The organism is Cedecea sp. B1(4), from assembly GCF_059414925.1.
In genome coordinates, this window is the sequence record NZ_JCAHMZ010000018.1 from 1 (window position 1) to 23704 (window position 23704).

Genomic DNA, 23704 nt, shown 5'->3' on the forward strand with positions numbered 1-23704 from the left:
AGGCCGGGGTTTTTTGCTTTTTTAAAGCATACCTTTTCACAAAAATCTCCGCTTGCTCACAAAAGTTAATGTAACAACTCCGCAACAAGATACTTCACCTCACAAAATTTCTTTCTCCTGCTTTACTGGATCCTGGGTTATTAGACCCATTCAGGAAGACAGGAGAAGAAAATAAAATGATTGAAACAACAAGTGAATCAAATATTGTGCCGTCGGCGGCTGATACCCGTCGTCGCGTCTGGGCCATTGTGGGTGCTTCATCAGGGAATCTGGTTGAGTGGTTTGATTTTTATGTTTATTCGTTCTGCTCGCTCTATTTTGCTCATATCTTTTTCCCAACGGGAAACACCACGACTCAGCTTCTGCAAACCGCCGGTGTCTTTGCCGCAGGTTTTTTGATGCGACCCATTGGAGGCTGGTTATTCGGGTATATTGCCGATAAACATGGACGTAAAAACTCCATGCTTATCTCAGTGTGTATGATGTGTTTTGGATCGCTGGTCATTGCCTGCCTACCAGGTTACGCCACTATTGGCACGTGGGCCCCTGCATTATTGCTTTTAGCACGCCTGTTCCAGGGGTTATCTGTTGGAGGGGAGTACGGTACCAGCGCAACTTACATGAGTGAGGTGGCGGTCGAAGGTCGTAAAGGGTTCTATGCCTCATTCCAGTACGTGACGCTCATTGGCGGGCAACTGGCCGCGTTGTTTGTTGTGGTTATTCTCCAGCAAGTGCTAAGTGATGAAGATTTGCGTAGTTGGGGATGGAGAATTCCCTTCGCGATTGGGGCCGTACTGGCGATTGTTGCTCTCTATCTTCGCCGTTCTCTGGATGAAACATCGGATAAAGCAAGCCGCGCGCACAAGGATGCCGGTACGCTTTCCGGACTGTGGAAAAATAAAAAAGCCTTCATTATGGTGCTTGGTTTCACCGCCGGAGGCTCCCTGGCTTTCTATACCTTCACCACCTATATGCAGAAATATCTGGTGAATACTGCGGGGATGCATGCGAACACGGCCAGCGTGTTGATGACCTTTGCGCTGTTTATCTTCATGGTACTTCAGCCGTTTTTCGGTGCACTGTCGGATAAAATTGGTCGTCGAAGTTCTATGCTTTGCTTTGGCGGACTGGCAGCGGTGCTGACTGTGCCTATTTTGATGGCACTGCAGAATGTTAGCTCACCTTATGCGGCCTTTGCTCTGGTGATGGCGGCGATGCTAATTGTCAGTTTTTACACTTCAATCAGCGGTATCCTTAAGGCAGAAATGTTCCCACCGGAAGTCCGTGCGCTAGGTGTAGGCCTGTCTTATGCAGTTGCAAATGCCTTGTTTGGTGGCTCGGCAGAATATGTCGCCTTATCGCTGAAATCGATGGGCAGCGAAACGACCTTCTTCTGGTATGTCTCTGCGATGGGGGCGCTGGCATTTGCTGTTTCTCTGTTGCTGCACCGTAAAGGAAAAGGGATTAAGCTCTAGAAAGAAAAAGCCCTGCAGTGCAGGGCTTAAACGTTTAGAGAATACGGCTTATTAGTCGGTCGATACGGATACGGCGCAGGCGGCGAATCAGCTTGCGAACTTTCACCGGATATTCGGCGATGCTTTGCAGATCGCGATAATGCTTAACAGCCGTCGTATGGGTGCGGATAAGCTCCAGCTCCTTGGTGCGAATGCCTTCAAGCTCTCTTTTGGGATCGTGAATCAGCAGAGCATTTTCCAGATCCAGGCGCCACGCGCGCGGATTAAGGTTATTCCCGGTCAGCAGCATCCACTCGTTGTCCACCCACATGCCTTTCAGGTGGTAACTGTTATCCCCATCTTTCCACAAACGCACAATCAACTGCCCGGTATTCACATAATATTGCAGGCGGCTGAGGAAGCGACGCAGGTTAATTTCATAGAGATAAGGTAGCGCGCCAATAATCTTGAACGGCTGATCTTCCGGAATATAGAAATCATTCGCTGTCTTATCGCCAACGATAATCTCAACCTGCTTACCGTCCCGCAGCAGTTGTATGATATTGCGGACCAGGACAGCTGGCAGGTTGAAGTATGGCGTGCAGATAGTCAGCTTCTGCTCTGCGCAAGGCATAAGATGGAAGATGGTTTTATTCAGCAGGCTGGATTTTCCCAGACCGACCAACGGCGTAACCGAGAGCTGATCGTTATCTGCATCGCCGTGGAAGATAAAGCTAGCATCACGCAATTCCTGGCGGAAGAGACGGATATCGTTTTTGATTTCTGGGCTTTTTACCCGCTCAGCGACATCTAAGCGATGAACCGCCCGGCCATTCACCAAATTCTGGTTAACCCAGCCATGCATGATATCTGCCAGGGCACGGTTGCGAATGATTTGATAGCGGTCATAGCGATATTTATCGTGCTGATGCAGGTAAACATCGTTGAGGCTGGCGCCGCTATAGATGACGCTGTCGTCAATAATAAAGCCTTTGAAATGCAATACGCCAAGGGCTTCGCGAGTATTGACGGGAACACCATAGACAGGAACATTCACGTCGGGGAACTGCTCGGCCATGCGGTGATACCAGTCCGCATTGGTGTTGGACGCGGCAACACCAATACGTCCGCGCTGGGCACGGTGCCAGTCAACCAGCACGGAAACATCTAAATCTGGCCGCTGCTGTTTGGCTTGATAAAGCGCGGACAGAATTCCTTTGCCGCCGTCATCCTGTTCAAGATACAACGCAATAATACAAATACGCTGCGTTGCGCTGGCGATTTTTTTCAACAGCGTTTCGCGGAAATCCGCAGGGGAGAACAGGGTTTCTACATCATCAACTGATTGAGAAAGCTTCGGTAACTGGGCAAGGTGTTGTTGATGTTTATTACGCTTAAATTTAGACAACATCACAGTGCTTATCTTCTCTCTTCATTGGATGGCCTTCTGCAAAATCCAGACGTCAGAACTTGCTGATAATACCACTACTACTGCGCAAAGTGACTATGTTTTCCAGTACCTTACTCACGAATCTGCGCTTTTGCTCAATGGAAGCGTCAGACTTACAATACCGTCTTCCAGCTGAATATCGACGCTGAAACCCAGTTTGCGGGCCAGGGTAATCATGCCCTGGTTGTTCGGCATCGTTATGCCATTCAGTCGCTGAAGGCCATGCTCTCTGGTGTAATCGATGAGCTTAGTCAGTAAGCGTCGGCCGAGCCCGAGGCCTTTTAAGTCGGAGCGAACCAGCACGGCAAACTCGGCATCAACGTTGTCGGGGTCTGAAATGGCACGTGTGACGCCGAGGATCTCATCGTTGTCTTTTATTCTTCTGACTGCAACGAACGCCATTTCTCGATCGTAGTCGATCTGCGTCATATTGGCTAAATCTTCGTGGGTAAATTCATTGATCTCGCTGAAATAGCGATAGTAGAGATCCTCTTTTGTTACCTGGGCAATAAAACGCTGCAGCTGAGGTTCGTCCTCGGGCAGGATCGGCCTGAACAGGCAGCGGTCACCGTTCTTAAGCTGCACCAGCTCCTCAAGCTGATGAGGATAAGGACGCACGGCCAGCCTGGCATCTGCATCCCCCGTAAATTCGGCCAATTCCAGAGTGACGTCGAGCAGGGTGAATTCACTGCCTGATGCCAGTAGAGGGTGAATATCGAGTCTGACAATCTCGGGGCAATCGACTATCAGGTTAGAGACTTGCACCAGAACTTCGCTGATCCCGGCGATATCCAGCGGGCGTAATGCGCTCCGGCTACGGATCTTGCCGCTTTTGATCGCCTGAATGACAAGGTATCGGGCCAGATTCATGTTTAGCGGGGGGAGGGCTACCGCCGCCTGCCTTTCAGGTCGCCACTCTACGCCGCCTTCGCCCAGCATGATCAATGGACCAAATACCGGATCGTGCTCAACGACGACTCTTAGTTCCTGCGCGCCTGCGCGGTTTGCCATGCTTTGCACCAGCAGGCCGTGAATACGAGCCTGGGGCCAGGCCATTTTTACACGGTCGATGATGGCTTCGGCGGCCTGTTGCACTTCACTGGCCGTTCTCAAATAAAGCATAACGCCCTGAACTTCCGACTTGTGGGGAATATCCGGAGAACGAAGCTTTAATGCGACGGGATAACCAATTTGCTCTGCGATATGCACCGCTTCTGCACTGTCTCCAGCAATCCATGTCGACAGGGTCGTTAAGCCATAAGCTTCAAGCACCGGCCTGATTTCATGGGTATCCAGCGTCGTTGCTCCCTGATGCAAGGCCTGCTGAATCAGATGGTGGGCGTCGCTGGTGTTTGCCGTCAGGTTAGCCGGCAGGGCCGGCGTTTCGCGCAATTGCTTCTGGTTACGGCGATATTCGACCATGTGCATAAACGCCGTGACCGCACCCTCTGGCGTTCTGTAAGTCGGAATACCGGCATCGCTAAACAGGCGTCTGGCTTCCTGGGAGGAATACTCCCCGCACCAGTTGGTGACAATGGTGAGATATTTGCCACGAGGATGCCGCTGCAGAAGATCGATCAGGGCAAGAGCGCTTGCGGTTCCTGGGGCGGCCGCACTGGGGGAATGGATAACCATTAAGGCATCAAAATCATGGCTATCCAGCAATTTCTCTACGGCCAGCAGGTAGCGGCCAGGCGTCGCGTCATCACGTAGATCTATCGGGTTTCCTGCCTCAACTCCAGGAGGAAGCACGCCCGCAAGAGCCTGCAGGGTTTCTTCACTTAACGTCGCTAGTTTGCCATTACGTATCCAAAGCTCATCAAGGGCCAGCGCCGCAGGTGCCGCGCCGTTACTGACAATCATCAGCCGCTCACCGCGCAGAGGTCGCATGTGGCTAAGGGTTTCTACGGCGGAAAAGAGCTCATGCGTATCCTGTACCCGAAGTAAACCTGCTCGTTGTATCGCCGCGTCCCAGGCGGCATCCAGGCCCGGATGGGTTTTCAGTAGCGTTTGTGCTTTGCTGCTGCGCCCGCTTTTGATGACCAGAATCGGCTTGTTACGTGAGGCGCTTCTTGCGGCGGAAACAAAGCGTCGGGCATCGCTCAGATGTTCAAGATACAGCAGGATGGCGCTGGTTTTCGTATCCCTGGCCAGATAATCAAGCAGTTCATCCACGTCGATATCCAGACTATCGCCAAGCGCAATAAACCAGGAAAAGCCCATCTCGCGCTGCTGTGCCCAGTCCAGAATGGTGTTGGACACTGCGGCAGACTGAGAAATAAACGCCAGCTTGCCCTTTTGAATCGGAACAGGGGAGAAGCTGGCGTTTAACCCTTGCCACGGAGCCAGAAGGCCAAGGCTGTTTGGCCCAAGCAGACGAATTTGCCAGCGAGCGGCGCAGGCCAGCAAGTCGGGTAATTGCTCAGGTGGGGCAGATAAAATAATGCAGGCCTTGCAGCCTTTATTACCCAGGGCTTCCAGTAGCGTAAGATTTCGCCGGGAATGCGTACAAACAATAGCGAGGTCAGGAGCCAGCGGCAGGCTGGCAATATCTGGCCAGGCAAGCACCCCGCACACGGCTTTGTGAGTCGGCGTCACCGGCATTACCGGGCCATTAAATCCGCCAGCAAGCAAGTTGCGCATCATTAAATAACCAGCGCGGTCGGTTTTTGCCGAAGCGCCGATAACGGCAATGGATTTTGGACGCAGCAGCGCTTCCAGGCCTCGTTGACTCACGACGCTCTCCCCTGAGTGATATTCAGGAGAGTCTAAACGTTTTCTTCCACTTCTGCTGTGACGCTGCCCTGATGATGGGGTTTCCCCGCCAGATAGCGCTCGCGGAAAAGAGTGAAATGCTGGGTTAATCCGTTGGACGCTACTACATCTCCCGCTAGTTCAAGCAGGGCTGCGGCAACTTCCGCGGTACAATACTGGCCGTCCGCATGGGCCTCGCGCAGGCGATAAGCTGAGGTAATACTTAAATCTACGGAAATTATCGGCAGCGCATCTAGATAAGGGCTTTTACGGAACATTTTACGTGCTTCTGTCCACGTGCCATCAAGCATGATAAATAGCGGTGGCTTACCGGTGGTTGGTAGCGTGGTCAGTACCTCGCGACTTACATCGGCATAAGAGGCGGGAAAAACTACCATTGGCTGGTAATCCGGGTTAGTGACAAGATCCAGCAGCGCCTGAGGGGGCTCCGTGCGCGACCATTGAAATGCCTCTGTTTCCGGCAAAATATCGGCAATAAGCCGCCCGGTGTTACTCGGCTTCATCGGTTCGGTGTCAAACATCACCAGGCAAAAGTGACTGCGGGCATGTTGTGGCTTAAGCGTCTCACACAGGCAATTTTTCAACGGCAGCAGGCAGCGCTGGCAGCGACGAACGCGGTTACCACGGGCGAGAAAGGGACGCGTTGCGCGAGCAAGGCGGGCTGCACGAAGGCGAAGAACGGCGTTTTCGGTCATTAATGAAGGATGTCTGGCTAAAAACGCCATTCTACCGTAGATAGAGAAAGGGGGCTTAAAAAATGCCCCCTTATAATCAGATATTTTCGTCCAGCCAGCTATCAAACGGGGCTTTAGGCATGGCGCCATTCAGCATATCGACGACCTGGCCATTTTTGAAAATCATAATGGTCGGGATGCTTCTGATGCGAAAACGTGCGCTCAGTTCCTGCTCCGCTTCGGTGTTCACCTTCACAAAGCGAACTTTACCGCTGCGTTCTTCGGCAACATCTTCAAAAATAGGGGCGAAGTTCACGCACGGGCCGCACCACGGTGCCCAAAAATCAACCACAACCGGCAGCTCATCTTTCAGGAGTTTATCCAGCGTCGCCGTCGTGGCGTTAACGACTTCACCGTCAAACAGTTCATGGCCGCAGCGACCGCATTTTGCACCGTCATCGATACGGTCGTCAGGAATGCGGTTAATGGCCTGGCAGTCGGCACAAACGGTATTCATAACTAACCTCAAAGAGAATGATTGAAATCGGTGCCATGCACCACGGATGTTTCAAATATGTTACATATTATCGGCGAAGATGGGGAGGCCAACAAAGTGATTTATTCGATGAGTACAATAGTTTTTAGCTTTTAAGCAAAGTTAATGGCTAACCCATGGCACATCAGGTAATCTGCGCGCTTCGCGCTCAGCCAGGTGGAGGAACAATGAACGACGAATTTAAAGGTAAAAGCGGCAAGGTCAAAGTGATGTATGTCCGCAGTGACGACGAAAGCGAACAGCGCAGCCAAAACCCGCGTACCGGGAAAGGCGGTGGGCGTCCTGCCGGTGCGTCACGTGGTGAAGGCGGCGGTCGCCGTCAGTCTCGTCACGATGATAAACCTCGCGGCGGGCGCGATCGTAATGAACGTAGTGACAGAGGCGATCGCGGTGAAGCGGCCTCGCCATGGCGTACGGTTTCCCGTGCCCCGGTAGACTCTTCGCTGTCGGCATCAGACAATGAAGGTACAACTAAACATATCGTTGACCCGGAAGTGATTCGTCGCCAGCGCGCCGAAGAAGCCCGGGTGTACGGTGAGAATGCTTGTCAGGCGCTGTTCCAGAGCCGCCCGGAAAGCATCGTGCGCGCCTGGTTTATCCAGAGCGTTACGCCTCGTTTTAAAGAAGCGCTGCGCTGGATGGCGGCCAATCGCAAGGCTTACCACGTGGTGGATGACGCTGAGCTGACAAAAGCCTCAGGCACGGAACACCACGGCGGCGTTTGCTTCATTATTAAAAAACGCAGCGGCATCAGCGTGCAGACCTGGCTGAACAAAGCCGGGGAAGAAGATTGCGTGCTGGCGCTGGAGGATGTGGGCAACCCACACAACCTGGGTGGGATCATGCGCAGCTGCGCGCACTTCGGCGTGAAAGGTTTACTGATTCAGGACGCTTCTCTGCTGGAGTCCGGGGCGGCGATTCGTACCGCGGAAGGCGGGGCCGAGCACGTGGTGGCGATCAGCGGCGAGACGTTTGGCGATGGGCTGGAAGCTTTCCGTAAAGCGGGCTACACCATCGTGACAACCTCCAGCCACCAGGGCACCCCGCTGTATAAAGCTGAGCTGCCTAAGAAAATGGTGCTGGTGCTGGGCCAGGAGCGCGATGGCGTTTCCGACACGACTTTTGAAAACGCAGATATGAGCGTAGCCATTGAAGGTACCGGTAATGTTGAAAGTCTCAACGTATCGGTAGCGACCGGCGTACTGCTGGGCGAATGGTGGCGCCAGAACAAGGCCTAAGGCCTTCTCCAGCTATAAAAAAACCAGCGTAATTGCTGGTTTTTTTTCGCCCCGATTTTAGCCATTGTCCTTTGGCAGCTGCGGCACCCAATCAATGGGCTGTTCTCCGCGCCCGGCCAGATACTCATTCGCCTTCACAAAATGCCCGCAGCCCAGAAAACCACGATGCGCAGAAAGCGGAGAAGGGTGCGGTGCGGTCAGGACATGGTGGCGCTGGCGATCGATAATGCTGCCTTTGCGTTGGGCATGAGCACCCCACAGCAGGAACACCACCCCTTCACGGTGTTCATTAATGAGGGCGATAACCTTGTCGGTAAACGTCTCCCAACCAAAATTGGCGTGGGAATGCGCTTTACTCGCTTCGACGGTAAGTACCGTATTGAGCAGCAACACGCCCTGCCGAGCCCAGCTTTCAAGGTAGCCGTGCGTAGGGCGGGTAAAGCCTGGGACAGAAGCCTCAAGCTCTTTATACATATTGACCAGCGAAGGCGGGGGAGCGATTCCTGGACGGACGGAGAAAGAGAGTCCGTGCGCCTGGCCTGGTCCATGATAAGGATCCTGCCCCAGAATCACGACTTTGACATCGCCCAGCTCGGTAAAGCGAAAAGCGTTGAAAACATCCTTTTGCGGAGGGTAAACGGTCACGCCCGCTGCGCGCTCTGCCGCGACGGCGCTGAGCGTATTGATAAAGTAGGGCTGCTGTTTCTCTTCTGCCAGCACATCGTGCCAGGTGAGGTGGGTAGTCATCTCGCTCTCCCGCGAATCTGTATTGCCCGATAGCTTAACTGCTTCTTCCTTCTGAGCAAAATAGTGCGTGGCATCAATGAGCTACAGTGATAAATAAAGTTGAAAATTTACAAAATTTTTAGCGTGGCGTTGACCGTCTAAGTTGATGTAAAACAAATAAAACCAGCCAAAGCCATTTTTAGTGTGTGGATTTAATTGATTTAAGTCAAAGAATCACGCCTGGTGGACTGATATAAGAACAACAAAGCAACAAAGGTTTTACCAATGAGCCAGAACGCTGGCCCAAAGAATCAGCACATTACCCTGAGGGAGAAATAAAATGATTACTGGTATCCAAATTACAAAAGCGGCAAACGACGAACTTCTTAACTCTTTCTGGCTGCTCGACAGTGAAAAAGGCGAAGCTCGCTGCGTGTGCGCGAAAGCAGGTTTTGCGGAAGATGAAGTGGTTGCGGTCAGTAAACTGGGCCAGTTTGAATACCGTGAAATTCCAATGGAAGTGAAACCGGAAGTTCGCGTTGAAGGTGGGCAGCACCTGAACGTTAACGTTCTGCGTCGTGAAACGCTGGAAGATGCCGTTAAGCACCCGGAAAAATATCCGCAGCTGACCATTCGTGTTTCCGGCTACGCGGTGCGCTTTAACTCCCTGACCCCGGAACAACAGCGCGACGTGATTACCCGCACTTTCACTGAAAGCCTGTAATTCCGTTCCTGCCATAATGAATAAAGAGCGCCTTCTGGCGCTCTTTCACGTTAGTAGAAAATCCGTACCGCACAGTAAACCAGCATCAGTGCCAGAAGAATATTCAGCGTGCGTCCAAAGCGCAGAAACACTTTTTGGAATACATGGCCAGCTAGCGCCCAGCAAAGATTCCCCAAAGTTCCTATCGCCGCCAGCACTAAGCTCATTCCCACAATGTCGCTTATCTCCGTTGTATACGGCAGGACAAAAGTTGATAGAGCGGTGATGCCGTAAAGAATGATTTTAACGTTCAAGAATTGCAGGCCGAAGCTGGCCCAGAAGCCAATTGGTTGAACGTCGGTCGCTGAGCCTGCCGGCTGACTAGTGGCTATCTTCAGCGCCAGGCACAGAATGTAAATTGCGCCCACCCAGCCAAGAACGCGAGTAAATCTCGGGTCGAGGCTGACCAGTGAGAAAGCAATGCCGGCGCAAATCAGCATGATTATCAGAAATCCAAGGCTCATGCCCGCCAGCACGCGGCTGCTTTGCTGCAGTCCGTGACTGGTTGCAGTACTCAGCGCCAGAATGTTGTTGGGGCCAGGGGTCAGGGCGGTAATCAGGGTATACGTCCAAAAAGCGCTAAAGAAAATGGCGATCACTTGAGTTCTCCTTTGTTTTCGCAGAGAGTACGAAAAATAAAAGAGTTAAAAAAATGAATGTTTCTACATTCTGAGTTCGATATTTTCGATGTGTTGGGGGCTGGATGGATTTACGTCGGTTTGTCACGTTAAAAACGGTGGTCGAAGAGGGCTCATTTCTACGTGCCTCGCAAAAGTTATGCTGCACACAGTCGACGGTCACTTTTCATATTCAGCAGCTTGAGCAGGAACTCTCTCTGCAGCTGTTTGAGAAAATTGGCCGCCGAATGCGACTGACCGAGAGCGGTAAAAAACTCATGCCACACGTTTATGAGCTGACGCGCGTTATCGATACCATCAGGCAGGCCGCCAGGCAGGATGCGGAACCCGAAGGCGAACTCAGGGTTGCCAGCGGAGAAACATTGCTGGCGTACAAAATGCCGCAGGTGCTGCAGCGTTTTAAGGAAAGGGCTCCGAGGGTAAAACTCTCCCTGCAGTCTCTGAACTGCTACACCATTCGTGATGCGCTGTTGGACGATAGTGTCGACCTGGGCGTGTTTTATCGGGTAGGCAATGATGAGGCGCTACATCTGCAGGCTATCGGCGAGCCTTCGCTGGTGTTAGTAGCATCTCCGGTGATGAAAAATGTCGATTTCCTGCAGCCGGACAGGCATATCCCGGTCAGTTTTGTGATCAATGAGCCGCAGTGCGTGTTCCGGCTGATCTTCGAGGCACAGCTGAGAAAACGCCGGATCACGCTGGAAAATACTATTGAGCTTTGGAGCATAGAAAGCATTAAGCAATGTGTTGCGGCAAACCTGGGCGTGAGTTTCCTGCCTCGTTTTACCGTCGAAAAGGAGCTGTCATCCGGTGAGCTAGTGGAACTGGCGTTCAGCGAGCAGCCGTTAATGCTTAATGCGATTTGCGCCCACCACGCGGGGAAGGTGGTTAGCCCGGCAATGAAGATTTTTATGGAGTGTTTGCAGGAAAACGCAGAATCCGGGCAATAAAAAACGCCGGGATTATCCCGGCGTTCATGTTATTCGTCGACTTTTGGCGACGCTGTCGTGGTAGCTGCCGTTGGTTTACGGCGCTTACCGATGTTTTTCTGGTCGCGATGGCGCACTTTAACGCGCGGCTTCTCTTTGTCTTTCTCTTTCTTCTTCTCTTCGCGCTTAGCCAGCACTTTCTTAGATGGCTTACCGGTCAGCTTTTCGCTTGGCGCACGCGTCGTTGGGCGTAGTTCGTCGATAACGCGGGATTTCAGAGGCTCTTTCATGTAGCGGGTAATTTTACCCAGCAGCAGATGATCGTGCGCCTCAACCAGCGAAATCGCGGTTCCTTTCATGCCTGCGCGACCGGTACGACCAATACGGTGCAGATAGATATCCGCGGTACGTGGCAGGTCAAAGTTGAATACGTGGCTAACGTCAGGGATATCGATCCCACGGGCAGCAACGTCGGTAGCAACCAGAACGTTTACGCGACCATCGGTCAGGCGCTTGATGGCCTCGTTACGCTTGGCCTGTACCATTTCACCTTCGAGATAGCAGGTGTTGATGCCCGCTTCACGCAGCCAGGCAACCAGCTCATGCACACGCTCGCGCTTACGCACAAAGACGATAGAGCGGGTGGTATCCGGCTGGTTCAGCAAATGAACGAGTAACTTCGTTTTGTGCTCAACGTCATCAGCGCGGTAGTACCACTGATGGATCTTCTTGCGCTCACGCGTGGATGGCGTGGCGGAAACTTCAACCGGATCTTCCAGCAGGCGTTCAGCAAAATCTTTAACCGCGTTGCCTTCCAGGGTAGCGGAGAACAGCATGGTTTGCTTGCGCCAGCGGGTTTCCGCGGCAATGGTTTCAATATCTTGGGCAAAGCCCATGTCTAGCATGCGATCTGCTTCATCAAGGATCAGCGTTTCAACCGCGCGGCAGTCGAAGTTCTCTTCCTTTATGTATTGCAGCAGTCGGCCGGTGGTGGCGACCACAATATCCTGATTCTCGCTGAAAACTTCAGCGTGGTTCATATACGCTACGCCGCCGGTAATGGTGGCGATATCCAGATGGGTATGTTTTGCCAGTTCACGCGCGTGGTCGGCGACCTGCATAGCGAGTTCACGGGTTGGCGTGACGATCAGAATACGCGGTGGGCCAGATTTCTTACGAGGAAAGTCGACCAGATGCTGTAGCGCTGGCAGCAGGTAAGCTGCGGTTTTACCGGTACCCGTCGGTGCTGAACCCAGCACGTCGCGTCCTTCAAGTGCAGGAGGAATGGCCGCAGCCTGGATGGCAGTCGGGCGAGTAAAGCCTTTCTCCTGGAGTGCGTCCAAAAGGCTTTCATCAAGTTCGAGTTCGGAAAAAGTGCTTACAGTCATGGTCTACCTCTGTTTGGGACGCCGATTATAGACATAATGGCCGCGATCTTCATCTGTTTGTGTCTTTCCGTAGATGTCCGTTTCACTTATGCTACGGCGGTTTCTTTGCAAGGTAGATAAGATGTCGGATCAAAAAGCGGTATTACGTCGGGATGGTTTCACCTTCAAACAGTTCTTTGTGGCGCACGATCGCTGCGCCATGAAGGTGGGAACAGATGGGACGCTGCTCGGTGCATGGGTGCCGGTAGTTAATGTAAAAAGCGTCCTGGATATTGGCACCGGCAGCGGTTTGCTGGCGTTGATGCTTGCCCAGAGAACCGCTGATGACGTCACGATTGAAGCCGTGGAGCTGGATCCGGTTGCTGCAGAACAGGCGGCAGAAAACGCCAAAGGCTGCCGCTGGGCTTCGCGTATTCACGTTCACTGCGCGGACATCCGCGAGTGGGCGCAGCAGGCTACTCAGCGCTACTCCTTAATTGTCAGTAATCCGCCTTTCTTTGAGCAGGGCAGCAATTGCGCATCACCTGAACGGGCTCAGGCACGTTATACCACGACGCTGGATCATCAGGCCTTGCTCAGCAGCGCTGAACAGTTGATCACAGAAGACGGTTTCTTCTGTGTGATCATGCCGGAAACTGCCGGCACGGCATTCAGCGAGCTGGCGAAATCACAGGGTTGGCACGTTCGTTACCGTACCGATGTGGCCGACAATGAAACTCGCCTGCCGCATCGGGTGATGCTCGCGCTTTCTCCTACGGGCGGAGAATACTACAACGACCGCCTGGTGATCCGTGGGCCAGACCAAACCTACTCTGAAGGCTATTGCAGCCTGACCCAGGACTTCTACCTGTTTATGTAGAGCGGGGAAAGCACGCTTGGGCCGGATTCAGCGAGCTGATCCGGATAATCGAGCGTGTAGTGCAGGCCCCGGCTCTCTTTACGCTGCATGGCGCAGCGCACGATGAGTTCGGCAACTTGCACCAGGTTTCTCAGCTCAAGGAGATTGTTTGAAACGCGGAAGTTGGCATAGTACTCATCAATCTCTTGCTGCAGCATGGTAATTCTTCGCAGCGCCCGCTCCAACCGGCGAGTGGTGCGAACGATCCCAACATAGTCCCACATAAAGAGCCGCAGCTCATGCCAGTTGTGCTGGATAACAACCTGTTCGTCAGGGTTGTCGACGCGGCTGTCATCCCAGTCAGGCAGATTTTTACTTTCACGTGCATACGGCAGGCGTTTCAGAATATCTTCCGCAGCCGACCAGCCATATACCAGGCATTCGAGCAGAGAGTTTGATGCCATGCGGTTAGCGCCGTGCAGGCCGGTGTAAGTCACTTCGCCAATGGCATACAGCCCGTCCACGTCGGTGCGCCCGTGTTCATCTACCATTACGCCGCCACAGGTATAATGCGCGGCAGGCACCACGGGAACCGGATCTTTAGTTAAATCAATGCCTAGCCCAAGCAGCTTCTCATAAATAGTGGGGAAGTGCTGGCGAACAAACGCCTCTGGCTTATGGCTGATATCCAGATACATGCAGTCTGTGCCCAGGCGTTTCATTTCGTGATCGATAGCCCTGGCGACGATATCACGTGGCGCAAGCTCGGCACGTTCATCAAACTCCGGCATAAAGCGTGAACCATCCGGACGCTTCAGGTATGCACCTTCGCCGCGCAATGCTTCGGTAAGCAGGAAATTTCGGGCCTGAGGATGGAACAGCGCCGTAGGGTGAAACTGGTTGAATTCAAGATTGGCGACCCGACAGCCTGCACGCCATGCCATAGCGATACCGTCACCGGAGGCGATATCCGGGTTTGTCGTGTACTGGTAGACTTTTGAAGCGCCACCGGTGGCTAAAACGACAGATTTCGCACGGCAGGTTTCGACCTTTTCAAGGTTCCGGTTCCAGACCCAGGCACCGACGACGCGCCTTGTGCCCGGCAGGCCAATTTTGTCCGAAATAATTAGGTCTACGGCGTTGCTACGCTCGATAACCCGGATATTGGGGTGATTGAGGGCTTTGCCGACTAGTGTGGTTTCAACTTCCTTCCCGGTGGCATCCGCCGAATGAAGAATTCGGCGATGGCTGTGGCCGCCTTCACGCGTCAAATGGTAGCTCTCTTCACCATTCGCCAGCGTGTGGGTATCGAACATGACGCCCTGATCAATCAGCCACTGGACGCAGTGCTTTGCATTGCTTGCCACAAATTCTACGGCGTCACGATCGCAGATTCCTGCCCCGGCAATCAGCGTATCGTCAATATGGGAAGCTATGCTGTCGGTTTCATCGAAAACGGCGGCAATTCCCCCCTGTGCATAAAAAGTTGAGCCTTCGTTAACTGGGCCTTTGCTTAGCACAATGACCTTGCTGGTTTGAGCCAGACGCAGCGCGAGAGAAAGGCCAGCAGCACCGCTACCGACAATTAATACGTCACAGATCAGATCGCTATTCGTGTTCATGGTGTTTAATTTACTAAACAATAGTGGCCCGAGCATAGCACCGGGTGGGACGCTGAACACGCTTTTTTTGTTTTAGCGTTGTGCAGACTAAACAGACTCATCGGTAAAGTCATTGGGAGAGATTGAGCAAACTGCGTAAATAAATCTCACTACGGAAGCATAAATGGCAGATTAGATGATGAAATACCCTGATTCATGAGATACTCTGCTCGCTAACTTTTTGAGCATTGATTCAGAAGAATCGGCGTTACCGTTTTGCGAAGCGGAACTTATAATGAAAAGATGCAATCCGCTAAACATGACAGAAAAATAAAGGCGTAACGGAACTTTGCTGGCCTCGGGCACTCAAACTCAAAGCTTGCTCAAAAATGCAGGGTTCGAGTGGCATTTCGATTACGCGTGGAAATTGGGTTTGGGGAGACATTACCTCGGATGAGCGAGCAGTTAACGGATCAGGTCCTCGTCGAACGGGTCCAAAAGGGAGATCAGAAATCATTTAACCTACTGGTGATACGCTACCAGCATAAGGTTGCGAGCCTGGTTTCCCGCTATGTACCTTCGGGAGATGTACCCGATGTGGTGCAGGAATCTTTTATTAAAGCTTATCGCGCGCTGGATTCATTCCGTGGCGATAGTGCGTTTTATACGTGGTTGTACCGCATCGCGGTCAACACGGCTAAAAATTATCTGGTTGCTCAGGGGCGGCGTCCGCCATCAAGTGATGTGGACGCCATTGACGCTGAAAACTACGAAAGTGGCAGCGCATTGAAAGAAATTTCGAACCCTGAGAACTTAATGTTGTCTGAAGAACTGAGACAAATAGTTTTCCGTACTATTGAGTCGCTCCCGGAAGATTTACGCATGGCAATTACGTTGCGGGAGTTGGATGGCCTGAGCTATGAAGAGATAGCCGACATCATGGATTGCCCGGTAGGTACTGTGCGTTCTCGTATTTTCCGCGCAAGGGAAGCTATTGATAATAAAGTTCAACCGCTTATCAGGCGTTGACGATAGCGGATTACTGGAAGGGTATTTAGGCATGCAGAAAGAACAACTTTCCGCTTTAATGGATGGCGAATCTCTCGACAGTGAGCTGCTAAATCGCCTGTCAAACGACAGTGAATTACAGCAAAGCTGGGAGAGTTACCACCTTATCCGCGACACAATGCGCGGAGATACCAGCGAAGTGCTCCACTTTGATATTTCTGCCAACGTGATGGCGGCTATCGCAAATGAGCCTGTGCGTAACGTCGCGCCGCTCATTACCGAATCTCAGCCGCAGCCTCAGCAGTGGCAGAAAATGCCGTTCTGGCATAAGGTGCGTCCGTGGGCAAGTCAGCTTACCCAAATGGGCGTTGCTGCGTGCGTATCGCTTGCGGTTATCGTGGGCGTACAGCACTATAATGGCCAGTCTGACAGCACCGCACAGCCGGAAACGCCGGTGTTTAATACTTTGCCGATGATGGGAAAAGCCAGTCCGGTAAGTCTGGGCGTACCGTCTGACACGACCGCCAGCAACAGCAGTCAGCAAGTACAGGAACAGCGTCGTCGTATTAACGCTATGCTGCAGGATTACGAATTGCAGCGTCGTTTACACTCCGAGCAGCTCCAGTTTGAACAGGCGCAAACCCAGCAGGCCGCTGTGCAAGTGCCAGGAAACCAAACTTTAGGAACGCAATCGCAGTAATGAAGCAACTTTGGTGTGCCCTGTCTCTCGTGGCAGGCAGCCTGTTGTTCACCTCCAGCGCCTCGGCGGACACTGTTTCGTCCGGGGCGTTGTTGCAGCAGATGAACCAGGCTAGTCAGTCACTCGATTATGAGCTGGCGTTTATCAATATCAGCAAACAAGGGATTGAGTCCCTTAGTTATCGCCATGCACGTCTTGATAATCGCCCGCTTGCGCAATTCCTGCAAATGGACGGCCCGCGCCGCGAAGTCGTTCAGCGCGGCAATGAAATCAGCTATTTTGAGCCTGGGCTCGAGCCATTCACGCTCACCGGGGACTACATCGTCGATTCTCTGCCTTCCATCGTCTATACCGACTTTAAGCGCCTGACGCCGTACTACGACTTTATTTCTGTCGGGCGTACGCGTATTGCCGACAGATTATGCGAAGTTATTCGCGTCGTTGCTCGGGACGGCACTCGCTATAACTACATTGTTTGGCTCGATACCGAAACCAAGCTGCCGCTTCGCGTTGATTTACTGGATCGCGATGGCGAAACGCTCGAACAGTTCCGGGTTGTGTCATTCTCTGTTGAAAATCAGGCGAGCGGGCTTCTGCAGAATTTAGCAAAAGCGACGTTGCCACCTCTGCTGTCCGTACCGGGTGCGGAAAAGGCCAGTTTTACATGGGCACCGACATGGCTGCCGCAAGGCTTTAGCGAAGTGTCGAGCAGCCGCCGGCCACTGCCAACCGTGGGCGTGCCTATCGAATCCCGACTTTATTCTGACGGGTTATTTAGTTTCTCGGTGAACATCAGCCAGGCCCCGTCTCAGGCAAGTAATGGCGAACAGCTTGTGCGGACCGGTCGCCGGACTATTAGCACAGAAATTCGTGATAAAACCGAAATTACCGTTGTAGGTGAGTTGCCTCCACAAACGGCGAAACGCATTGGCGATAGCGTGAAGTTTAACGGAGCGACGCAATGATTAAAGAATGGGCGACGGTCGTCTCCTGGCAAAATGGTGAAGCATTGCTGCACTGTGATGTTAAAGCCTCTTGCAGCAGCTGCGCTTCGCGCTCTGGATGTGGTACTCGTGTCCTAAACAAATTGGGGCCACAAACCAGCCATCTGCTGTCTGTGCCAAGCGAACAGCCGCTGGTTGCCGGGCAAAAAGTGGAGCTGGGCATTGCGGAAGGTAGTCTGTTAGGGTCCGCGCTGCTGGTGTACATGTCGCCATTGGTCGGACTATTTTTGTGTTCAGGTCTTTTCCAGACGCTGTTTGGTACTAACCTGGCCGCTATGTGCGGAGCTTTGCTTGGTGGCGTTGGGGGCTTCCTGCTTGCTCGCGGTTTTTCCCAGCATTTCAGCCGTCGTGAGAGCTGGCAGCCGGTGATTCTAAGCGTTGCGCTTAGTCCGGATGCACTGCGTGTCGATACGTCCGCGCCGCCGGCTGAAAATCAATAAATTCCCTTCAAATGACATCTCTTTGCACATCCTGCTTATGGCTTACCTAAGCTTGCAGGATGAGCAGTTTCCTCACTTTCTGGTTGTAGTGTAGAATGCGGCGTTTCAGGCAGAAGACAGTCTCTGACATCCTGCTCCGTACAGCGCGAAGCGCCGAGCTCACAGGCCATTTGTAAGGCATAAAACCTCTAACTATGAAGAATATACGTAACTTTTCTATTATTGCCCACATCGACCACGGTAAATCGACGCTGTCTGACCGTATCATCCAGATTTGCGGCGGCTTGTCCGACCGTGAAATGGCCGCGCAGGTTCTTGACTCAATGGACCTGGAACGCGAACGTGGTATTACCATCAAGGCGCAGAGCGTCACCCTCGACTACAAAGCCAGCGACGGTGAAACTTACCAGTTGAACTTCATCGATACCCCTGGGCACGTTGACTTCTCTTATGAAGTATCCCGCTCGCTTGCGGCCTGTGAAGGGGCGCTGCTGGTGGTGGATGCCGGGCAGGGCGTTGAGGCGCAAACCCTGGCGAACTGCTACACGGCGATGGAAATGGACCTGGAAGTGGTTCCGGTTCTGAACAAAATTGACCTGCCGGCGGCCGATCCTGAGCGCGTGGCGGAAGAAATTGAAGACATCGTGGGCATCGACGCCACCGATGCGGTTCGCTGCTCGGCGAAAACCGGCGTTGGCGTACCTGATGTATTAGAACGCCTGGTGCGTGATATCCCCGCACCGGAAGGCGATCCAGATGCACCGCTACAGGCGCTGATCATCGACTCCTGGTTCGATAACTACCTGGGCGTTGTCTCCCTGATCCGCGTGAAAAACGGCACGCTGCGTAAAGGCGACAAAGTCAAAGTGATGAGCACCGGCCAGGTGTACAACGCCGATCGTCTGGGCATCTTTACGCCTAAGCAGATCGACCGTACCGAACTAAAATGCGGCGAAGTAGGCTGGCTGGTTTGTGCCATCAAAGACATCCTGGGCGCCCCGGTAGGCGATACTCTGACTCTGTCCCGTAACCCGGCGGACAAAGCGCTGCCAGGCTTCAAAAAAGTGAAGCCGCAGGTTTATGCCGGCCTGTTCCCGGTCAGCTCCGACGACTACGAAAACTTCCGTGATGCGCTCGGCAAGCTCAGCCTGAACGACGCCTCTCTATTCTACGAGCCAGAAAGCTCAACGGCGCTGGGCTTCGGCTTCCGCTGCGGCTTCCTGGGCCTGCTGCACATGGAGATCATTCAGGAGCGCCTGGAGCGTGAGTACGATCTTGACCTGATCACCACCGCGCCAACCGTAGTTTACGAAGTGCAAACGACCAGCAAAGAGATTGTCTACGTTGATAGCCCGTCTAAGCTGCCGCCGCTCAACAATATTGAAGAGCTGCGCGAGCCGATTGCGGAATGTCACATGCTGCTGCCGCAGGAGTTCCTCGGCAACGTGATTACGCTGTGTATCGAAAAACGCGGCGTGCAAACCAACATGGTTTATCACGGCAACCAGGTTGCGCTGACTTATGAAATCCCAATGGCGGAAGTGGTGCTCGACTTCTTCGATCGCCTGAAGTCCACTTCTCGTGGCTATGCGTCGCTGGATTACAATTTCAAACGTTTCCAGGCTTCCAACATGGTGCGCGTTGATGTACTGATAAATGGCGATCGCGTTGATGCGCTGGCGCTTATCACACACAACGACAACGCGCCTTACCGTGGTCGTGAGCTGGTGGAAAAAATGAAGGATCTGATCCCTCGCCAACAGTTCGACATCGCGATTCAGGCAGCCATCGGCAACCACATTATTGCGCGTTCGACGGTGAAACAGCTGCGTAAAAACGTTCTGGCTAAGTGCTACGGCGGCGACGTCAGCCGTAAGAAAAAGCTGCTGCAGAAACAGAAAGACGGTAAGAAACGCATGAAGCAGGTCGGCAACGTCGAGCTGCCTCAGGAAGCGTTCCTGGCCATTCTGCACGTTGGCAAAGACAGCAAATAATCTAAGGAGTTGGCATGGCGAATATGTTTGCTTTGATCCTCGTGGTAGCCACGCTGGTGACGGGCATTTTGTGGTGTCTGGACAAGTTTATCTTTGCACCAAAACGTCGTGAAAAACAGGCGGCAGCGCAGGCTGCCACCGGTGACGCACTGGACAAAAAGACGCTGAAAAAAGTCGGTCCTAAACCAGGCTGGCTGGAAACCGGTGCGTCGGTGTTTCCGGTGCTGGCGATTGTGCTGGTGGTGCGCTCATTTATTTATGAGCCTTTCCAGATCCCATCCGGTTCGATGATGCCAACGCTGTTAATCGGTGACTTTATTCTGGTAGAGAAGTTTGCCTACGGCATTAAAGATCCTATTTATCAGAAAACCTTAATTGAAACCGGGCACCCTAAACGCGGTGATATCGCGGTATTTAAATACCCTGAAGATCCGCGCCTGGATTATATTAAGCGCGTTGTTGGGCTGCCGGGCGACCGGGTAAGCTACGACCCGCAGTCGAAAGAAGTCACCGTGCAGCCTAATTGCAGTTCAGGCCAGGCCTGCGACAACGCGCTGCCAATCACTTATTCCAACGTGGAAGCCAGTGATTTTGTGCAGACGTTTGCCCGCCGCAACGGCAGTGAAGCCACTTCCGGCTTCTTCCAGTTGCCGAAAGATCAGACCCGTGAAGACGGTGTCCGCTTGAGCGAGCGTAAAGAAACGCTGGGTAACGTCACCCATAACATTCTGACGGTGCCTATCGCTCAGGATCAGGTGGGGATGTACTACCAGCAGTCAGGCTTGCCGCTTGCGACATGGATTGTTCCGCCGGGTCACTATTTCATGATGGGTGATAATCGCGACAATAGCGCAGACAGTCGCTATTGGGGCTTTGTGCCAGAGCAAAATCTGGTCGGTAAAGCGACAGCAATTTGGATGAGTTTCGAGAAACAAGAAGGCGAATGGCCAACGGGCGTTCGTTTAAGCCGAATTGGCGGCATTCATTAAACAATTAATCCCACAAACTAACGACATCCCCTGTCGTTGTGTATAGAATATTCCCGCCTTTAAAGATTGGCTCCCGAAAGGGAGCCACGGCACACGAAACAGCGTTGGTTTCCTTTTTTCAGGTCTGTTCCGTGTGCTGAATAGTTGACGCATTCATTAATTTTGGTATCGCATGAATCCCATCGTAATAAATAGGCTGCAGCGTAAGCTGGGCTACACTTTTCAACATCAGGATCTGTTGCAACAGGCATTAACCCACCGGAGTGCCAGCAGCAAACACAACGAGCGTCTTGAGTTTTTGGGTGACTCCATTCTCAGTTATGTCATCGCGAATGCGCTGTATCATCGTTTTCCTCGCGTAGATGAAGGCGACATGAGCCGCATGCGTGCGACGCTGGTGCGCGGCAATACGCTGGCGGAAATCGCCCGCGAGTTCGAACTGGGTGAGTGTCTGCGTCTTGGGCCGGGTGAACTGAAAAGTGGCGGTTTCCGTCGCGAGTCGATTCTTGCTGATACCGTGGAAGCGTTGATCGGTGGCGTCTTCCTCGACAGCGACATTCAGAACGTTGAGCGTCTGATTCTCTCGTGGTATCAGACCCGTCTCGACGAAATCAGTCCAGGCGACAAGCAAAAAGATCCGAAAACGCGTCTGCAGGAATACCTGCAGGGTCGCCATCTGCCGCTGCCGTCGTATCTGGTGGTGCAGGTGCGTGGTGAAGCGCACGATCAAGAATTTACCATTCACTGTCAGGTGAGTGGCCTGCCTGAGCCTGTCGTAGGAACGGGGTCAAGCCGCCGTAAAGCGGAACAGGCTGCGGCTGAGCAGGCGCTGAAAAAGCTGGAGCTGGAATGAGCGAAGAAAAAACATATTGCGGCTTCGCGGCCATTGTTGGTCGCCCGAACGTCGGCAAATCCACGCTGCTGAATCAGCTGCTTGGGCAAAAAGTTTCCATTACCTCGCGTAAGGCGCAAACCACGCGCCACCGCATCATGGGCATTCACACCGAAGGGCCATATCAGGCGATTTACGTCGATACCCCGGGGCTGCACATGGAAGAAAAACGCGCCATTAACCGCCTGATGAACCGTGCGGCAAGCAGCTCCATCGGTGACGTTGAGCTGGTTATCTTCGTGGTTGAAGGCACCCGCTGGACGCCGGATGATGAAATGGTGCTGAACAAGCTGCGCGACAGCCGTGCGCCGGTAATCCTGGCCGTCAACAAAGTTGACAACGTTCAGGATAAAACCGTTCTGTTGCCTCACCTGCAGTTCCTCGGCAGCCAGATGAACTTCCTCGATATTGTGCCTATTTCGGCTGAAACCGGGATGAACGTTGATACCATCGCGGAAATCGTCCGTAAGCACCTACCGGAAGCTATCCATCACTTCCCGGAAGAGTACATCACCGACCGCTCCCAGCGCTTTATGGCGTCTGAGATCATTCGCGAAAAGCTGATGCGTTTCCTGGGCGCCGAGCTGCCGTATTCTGTGACCGTAGAAATCGAGCAGTTCGTGACCAACGAACGCGGTGGCTACGACATCAACGGGCTGATCCTCGTCGAGCGCGAAGGGCAGAAGAAAATGGTGATTGGCAACAAAGGGGCCAAAATTAAAACCATCGGTATCGAAGCCCGTAAAGACATGGAAGAGATGTTCGAAGCCAAAGTTCACCTCGAACTTTGGGTGAAGGTGAAATCCGGCTGGGCCGATGACGAGCGTGCACTGCGCAGTCTCGGTTATACCGACGACCTGAGCTAAAACTTATGGAAGGCTGGCAACGGGCTTTTGTCCTGCATAGTCGCCCCTGGAGCGAAACCAGCCTTCTGCTCGACCTGTTTTCCGAAGAGTCCGGGCGCGTTCGTCTGATTGCCAAAGGCGCGCGCTCCAAACGCTCAAATCTGAAAGGCGCTCTGCAGCCTTTTACCCCTCTGCTGGTTCGCTGGAGCGGCCGTGGCGAAGTCAAAACGCTGCGCAGTGCCGAAGCGGTTTCCCTTGCCCTTCCCTTAAGTGGTATCACGCTCTACAGCGGCCTGTACGTCAATGAACTGGTGGCTCGCGTCCTCGAGCAGGAAACCCGCTTCTCCGAACTGTTCTTCGATTATCTACACTGCATTCAGGCCTTAGCTGGTGCTACGGGCACACCGGAGCCTGCGCTGCGTCGTTTTGAGCTGGCGCTGCTGGGACACCTTGGCTACGGCGTGGACTTCCTGCACTGCGCCGGCAGCGGGGCAGGCGTCGATGACACCATGACTTACACCTACCGTGAAGAGAAAGGTTTTATTGCCAGCGTGGTGATCGGCCACAGCAGCTTTACCGGCCGCCAGCTCAGAGCGTTAGCCGAACGCGAATTTCCCGATGCCGACACGCTCCGTGCCGCCAAGCGTTTTACGCGTATGGCCCTCAAGCCGTATCTACAAGGGAAGCCCCTCAAAAGCCGCGAACTGTTCCGCCAGTTTGTGCCTAAAAAAACACCACCTGAGCCATCTGATAGCTCACAGTAATCACAGACCGTAGCCAGGCTTTCCCCGGCAGGTGTACA

The 23704-nt window shown here is 53.1% G+C and carries 23 protein-coding genes; 15 read left to right on the forward strand and 8 right to left on the reverse strand.

Annotated features, from left to right (window positions below):
- The first annotated feature begins 176 nt into the window (after positions 1-176).
- The gene (locus ACR6JA_RS21670) at positions 177-1475 is read left to right on the forward strand and encodes an MFS transporter (protein ID WP_213716939.1); all 1299 of its coding nucleotides are present in this window, start codon (positions 177-179) and stop codon (positions 1473-1475) included.
- Between the two features lie 34 nt (positions 1476-1509).
- On the opposite strand, the gene pssA is transcribed toward ACR6JA_RS21670, so the two are convergent.
- The 4 genes from pssA to trxC form a co-directional block, all read right to left on the reverse strand.
- Positions 1510-2865, reverse strand: a complete 1356-nt coding sequence (gene pssA, locus ACR6JA_RS21675; protein WP_213716943.1) for a CDP-diacylglycerol--serine O-phosphatidyltransferase — start codon at positions 2863-2865, stop codon at positions 1510-1512.
- A 114-nt stretch (positions 2866-2979) separates the two neighbouring features.
- Positions 2980-5640, reverse strand: a complete 2661-nt coding sequence (locus ACR6JA_RS21680) for a bifunctional acetate--CoA ligase family protein/GNAT family N-acetyltransferase (protein WP_494492608.1) — start codon at positions 5638-5640, stop codon at positions 2980-2982.
- 32 nt (positions 5641-5672) lie between these two features.
- A complete protein-coding gene (locus tag ACR6JA_RS21685; RefSeq protein WP_494492609.1) occupies positions 5673-6374 on the reverse strand; it encodes a tRNA-uridine aminocarboxypropyltransferase in 702 nt (233 codons plus the stop codon).
- Positions 6375-6450: 76 nt separating this feature from the next.
- Positions 6451-6870, reverse strand: a complete 420-nt coding sequence (gene trxC, locus ACR6JA_RS21690) for a thioredoxin TrxC (RefSeq protein ID WP_038479759.1) — start codon at positions 6868-6870, stop codon at positions 6451-6453.
- Between the two features lie 206 nt (positions 6871-7076).
- On the opposite strand from trxC, the gene ACR6JA_RS21695 reads away from it, so the two are divergent.
- Positions 7077-8147 carry a tRNA/rRNA methyltransferase gene (locus ACR6JA_RS21695; RefSeq protein WP_008459530.1) on the forward strand — a complete coding sequence of 357 codons (1071 nt, stop codon included), beginning with the start codon at positions 7077-7079 and terminating at the stop codon, positions 8145-8147.
- Positions 8148-8204: 57 nt separating this feature from the next.
- Here the strand turns inward: ACR6JA_RS21695 and ung are convergent, their stop codons facing one another.
- A complete protein-coding gene (ung, locus tag ACR6JA_RS21700; protein WP_494492610.1) occupies positions 8205-8894 on the reverse strand; it encodes a uracil-DNA glycosylase in 690 nt (229 codons plus the stop codon).
- Positions 8895-9213: 319 nt separating this feature from the next.
- On the opposite strand from ung, the gene grcA reads away from it, so the two are divergent.
- On the forward strand, positions 9214-9597 hold the full coding sequence (gene grcA, locus ACR6JA_RS21705; RefSeq protein ID WP_008459527.1) for an autonomous glycyl radical cofactor GrcA: 384 nt from the start codon (positions 9214-9216) through the stop codon (positions 9595-9597).
- A gap of 50 nt (positions 9598-9647) precedes the next feature.
- On the opposite strand, the gene eamB is transcribed toward grcA, so the two are convergent.
- The gene (gene eamB, locus ACR6JA_RS21710; protein ID WP_494492611.1) at positions 9648-10235 is read right to left on the reverse strand and encodes a cysteine/O-acetylserine transporter; all 588 of its coding nucleotides are present in this window, start codon (positions 10233-10235) and stop codon (positions 9648-9650) included.
- A gap of 104 nt (positions 10236-10339) precedes the next feature.
- Between eamB and ACR6JA_RS21715 the strand changes: the two genes are divergently transcribed.
- Positions 10340-11224 (forward strand): LysR family transcriptional regulator, encoded by an 885-nt coding sequence (locus ACR6JA_RS21715; protein ID WP_494492612.1) that lies wholly within the window; start codon positions 10340-10342, stop codon positions 11222-11224.
- Positions 11225-11253: 29 nt separating this feature from the next.
- Here ACR6JA_RS21715 and srmB read toward each other — a convergent pair whose 3' ends face one another.
- On the reverse strand, positions 11254-12591 hold the full coding sequence (srmB, locus tag ACR6JA_RS21720) for an ATP-dependent RNA helicase SrmB (protein WP_213716928.1): 1338 nt from the start codon (positions 12589-12591) through the stop codon (positions 11254-11256).
- A 121-nt stretch (positions 12592-12712) separates the two neighbouring features.
- Here srmB and trmN point away from each other — a divergent pair, with 121 nt between their 5' ends.
- Positions 12713-13450, forward strand: coding sequence for a tRNA(1)(Val) (adenine(37)-N(6))-methyltransferase TrmN (gene trmN / locus ACR6JA_RS21725; RefSeq protein ID WP_008459522.1), 738 nt, complete (start codon positions 12713-12715; stop codon positions 13448-13450).
- Here trmN and nadB read toward each other — a convergent pair.
- On the reverse strand, positions 13435-15051 hold the full coding sequence (gene nadB, locus ACR6JA_RS21730; RefSeq protein WP_494492613.1) for an L-aspartate oxidase: 1617 nt from the start codon (positions 15049-15051) through the stop codon (positions 13435-13437). The two genes, trmN and nadB, sit on opposite strands and share 16 nt — an antisense overlap.
- Positions 15052-15409: 358 nt before the next feature.
- Here nadB and rseD point away from each other — a divergent pair, with 358 nt between their 5' ends.
- From rseD to recO, 10 genes are all read left to right on the forward strand, one after another.
- Positions 15410-15487: a rpoE leader peptide RseD gene (rseD, locus tag ACR6JA_RS21735; protein ID WP_494493242.1), complete on the forward strand. Its 78-nt coding sequence runs from the start codon at positions 15410-15412 to the stop codon at positions 15485-15487.
- On the forward strand, positions 15484-16059 hold the full coding sequence (gene rpoE / locus ACR6JA_RS21740) for an RNA polymerase sigma factor RpoE (protein WP_008459517.1): 576 nt from the start codon (positions 15484-15486) through the stop codon (positions 16057-16059). Before rseD ends, rpoE begins: the two co-directional genes overlap by 4 nt.
- Positions 16060-16090: 31 nt before the next feature.
- Positions 16091-16738: an anti-sigma-E factor RseA gene (gene rseA / locus ACR6JA_RS21745; protein ID WP_008459515.1), complete on the forward strand. Its 648-nt coding sequence runs from the start codon at positions 16091-16093 to the stop codon at positions 16736-16738.
- Entirely contained in the window at positions 16738-17703 is a 966-nt protein-coding gene (gene rseB, locus ACR6JA_RS21750; protein WP_213716924.1) for a sigma-E factor regulatory protein RseB, read from the forward strand. Before rseA ends, rseB begins: the two co-directional genes overlap by 1 nt.
- Positions 17700-18182, forward strand: a complete 483-nt coding sequence (gene rseC, locus ACR6JA_RS21755; RefSeq protein WP_166871551.1) for a SoxR-reducing system protein RseC — start codon at positions 17700-17702, stop codon at positions 18180-18182. The genes rseB and rseC overlap by 4 nt, the downstream gene beginning before the upstream one ends.
- A gap of 194 nt (positions 18183-18376) precedes the next feature.
- The gene (gene lepA / locus ACR6JA_RS21760; RefSeq protein ID WP_008459509.1) at positions 18377-20176 is read left to right on the forward strand and encodes a translation elongation factor 4; all 1800 of its coding nucleotides are present in this window, start codon (positions 18377-18379) and stop codon (positions 20174-20176) included.
- A gap of 14 nt (positions 20177-20190) precedes the next feature.
- A complete protein-coding gene (lepB, locus tag ACR6JA_RS21765; protein WP_008459507.1) occupies positions 20191-21165 on the forward strand; it encodes a signal peptidase I in 975 nt (324 codons plus the stop codon).
- Between the two features lie 172 nt (positions 21166-21337).
- Positions 21338-22018, forward strand: a complete 681-nt coding sequence (gene rnc, locus ACR6JA_RS21770) for a ribonuclease III (protein ID WP_008459505.1) — start codon at positions 21338-21340, stop codon at positions 22016-22018.
- Positions 22015-22923 (forward strand): GTPase Era, encoded by a 909-nt coding sequence (era, locus tag ACR6JA_RS21775; protein ID WP_008459503.1) that lies wholly within the window; start codon positions 22015-22017, stop codon positions 22921-22923. Before rnc ends, era begins: the two co-directional genes overlap by 4 nt.
- 5 nt (positions 22924-22928) lie before the next feature.
- The gene (recO, locus tag ACR6JA_RS21780) at positions 22929-23666 is read left to right on the forward strand and encodes a DNA repair protein RecO (RefSeq protein WP_213716920.1); all 738 of its coding nucleotides are present in this window, start codon (positions 22929-22931) and stop codon (positions 23664-23666) included.
- Positions 23667-23704 lie beyond the last annotated feature (38 nt).

What these genes read in the sequence shown, in the direction of transcription:
- srmB (WP_213716928.1), bottom strand. Translation starts at nt 12,591, where the DNA reads ATGACTGTAAGCACTTTTTCCGAACTCGAACTTGATGAAAGCCTTTTG.
- rseB (WP_213716924.1), top strand. Translation starts at nt 16,738, where the DNA reads ATGAAGCAACTTTGGTGTGCCCTGTCTCTCGTGGCAGGCAGCCTGTTG.
- nadB (WP_494492613.1), bottom strand. Translation starts at nt 15,051, where the DNA reads ATGAACACGAATAGCGATCTGATCTGTGACGTATTAATTGTCGGTAGC.
- lepB (WP_008459507.1), top strand. Translation starts at nt 20,191, where the DNA reads ATGGCGAATATGTTTGCTTTGATCCTCGTGGTAGCCACGCTGGTGACG.
- trmN (WP_008459522.1), top strand. Translation starts at nt 12,713, where the DNA reads ATGTCGGATCAAAAAGCGGTATTACGTCGGGATGGTTTCACCTTCAAA.
- grcA (WP_008459527.1), top strand. Translation starts at nt 9,214, where the DNA reads ATGATTACTGGTATCCAAATTACAAAAGCGGCAAACGACGAACTTCTT.
- trxC (WP_038479759.1), bottom strand. Translation starts at nt 6,870, where the DNA reads ATGAATACCGTTTGTGCCGACTGCCAGGCCATTAACCGCATTCCTGAC.
- era (WP_008459503.1), top strand. Translation starts at nt 22,015, where the DNA reads ATGAGCGAAGAAAAAACATATTGCGGCTTCGCGGCCATTGTTGGTCGC.
- rseA (WP_008459515.1), top strand. Translation starts at nt 16,091, where the DNA reads ATGCAGAAAGAACAACTTTCCGCTTTAATGGATGGCGAATCTCTCGAC.
- ACR6JA_RS21715 (WP_494492612.1), top strand. Translation starts at nt 10,340, where the DNA reads ATGGATTTACGTCGGTTTGTCACGTTAAAAACGGTGGTCGAAGAGGGC.
- ung (WP_494492610.1), bottom strand. Translation starts at nt 8,894, where the DNA reads ATGACTACCCACCTCACCTGGCACGATGTGCTGGCAGAAGAGAAACAG.
- ACR6JA_RS21685 (WP_494492609.1), bottom strand. Translation starts at nt 6,374, where the DNA reads ATGACCGAAAACGCCGTTCTTCGCCTTCGTGCAGCCCGCCTTGCTCGC.
- rpoE (WP_008459517.1), top strand. Translation starts at nt 15,484, where the DNA reads ATGAGCGAGCAGTTAACGGATCAGGTCCTCGTCGAACGGGTCCAAAAG.
- pssA (WP_213716943.1), bottom strand. Translation starts at nt 2,865, where the DNA reads ATGTTGTCTAAATTTAAGCGTAATAAACATCAACAACACCTTGCCCAG.
- ACR6JA_RS21695 (WP_008459530.1), top strand. Translation starts at nt 7,077, where the DNA reads ATGAACGACGAATTTAAAGGTAAAAGCGGCAAGGTCAAAGTGATGTAT.
- lepA (WP_008459509.1), top strand. Translation starts at nt 18,377, where the DNA reads ATGAAGAATATACGTAACTTTTCTATTATTGCCCACATCGACCACGGT.
- rnc (WP_008459505.1), top strand. Translation starts at nt 21,338, where the DNA reads ATGAATCCCATCGTAATAAATAGGCTGCAGCGTAAGCTGGGCTACACT.
- recO (WP_213716920.1), top strand. Translation starts at nt 22,929, where the DNA reads ATGGAAGGCTGGCAACGGGCTTTTGTCCTGCATAGTCGCCCCTGGAGC.
- rseC (WP_166871551.1), top strand. Translation starts at nt 17,700, where the DNA reads ATGATTAAAGAATGGGCGACGGTCGTCTCCTGGCAAAATGGTGAAGCA.
- ACR6JA_RS21670 (WP_213716939.1), top strand. Translation starts at nt 177, where the DNA reads ATGATTGAAACAACAAGTGAATCAAATATTGTGCCGTCGGCGGCTGAT.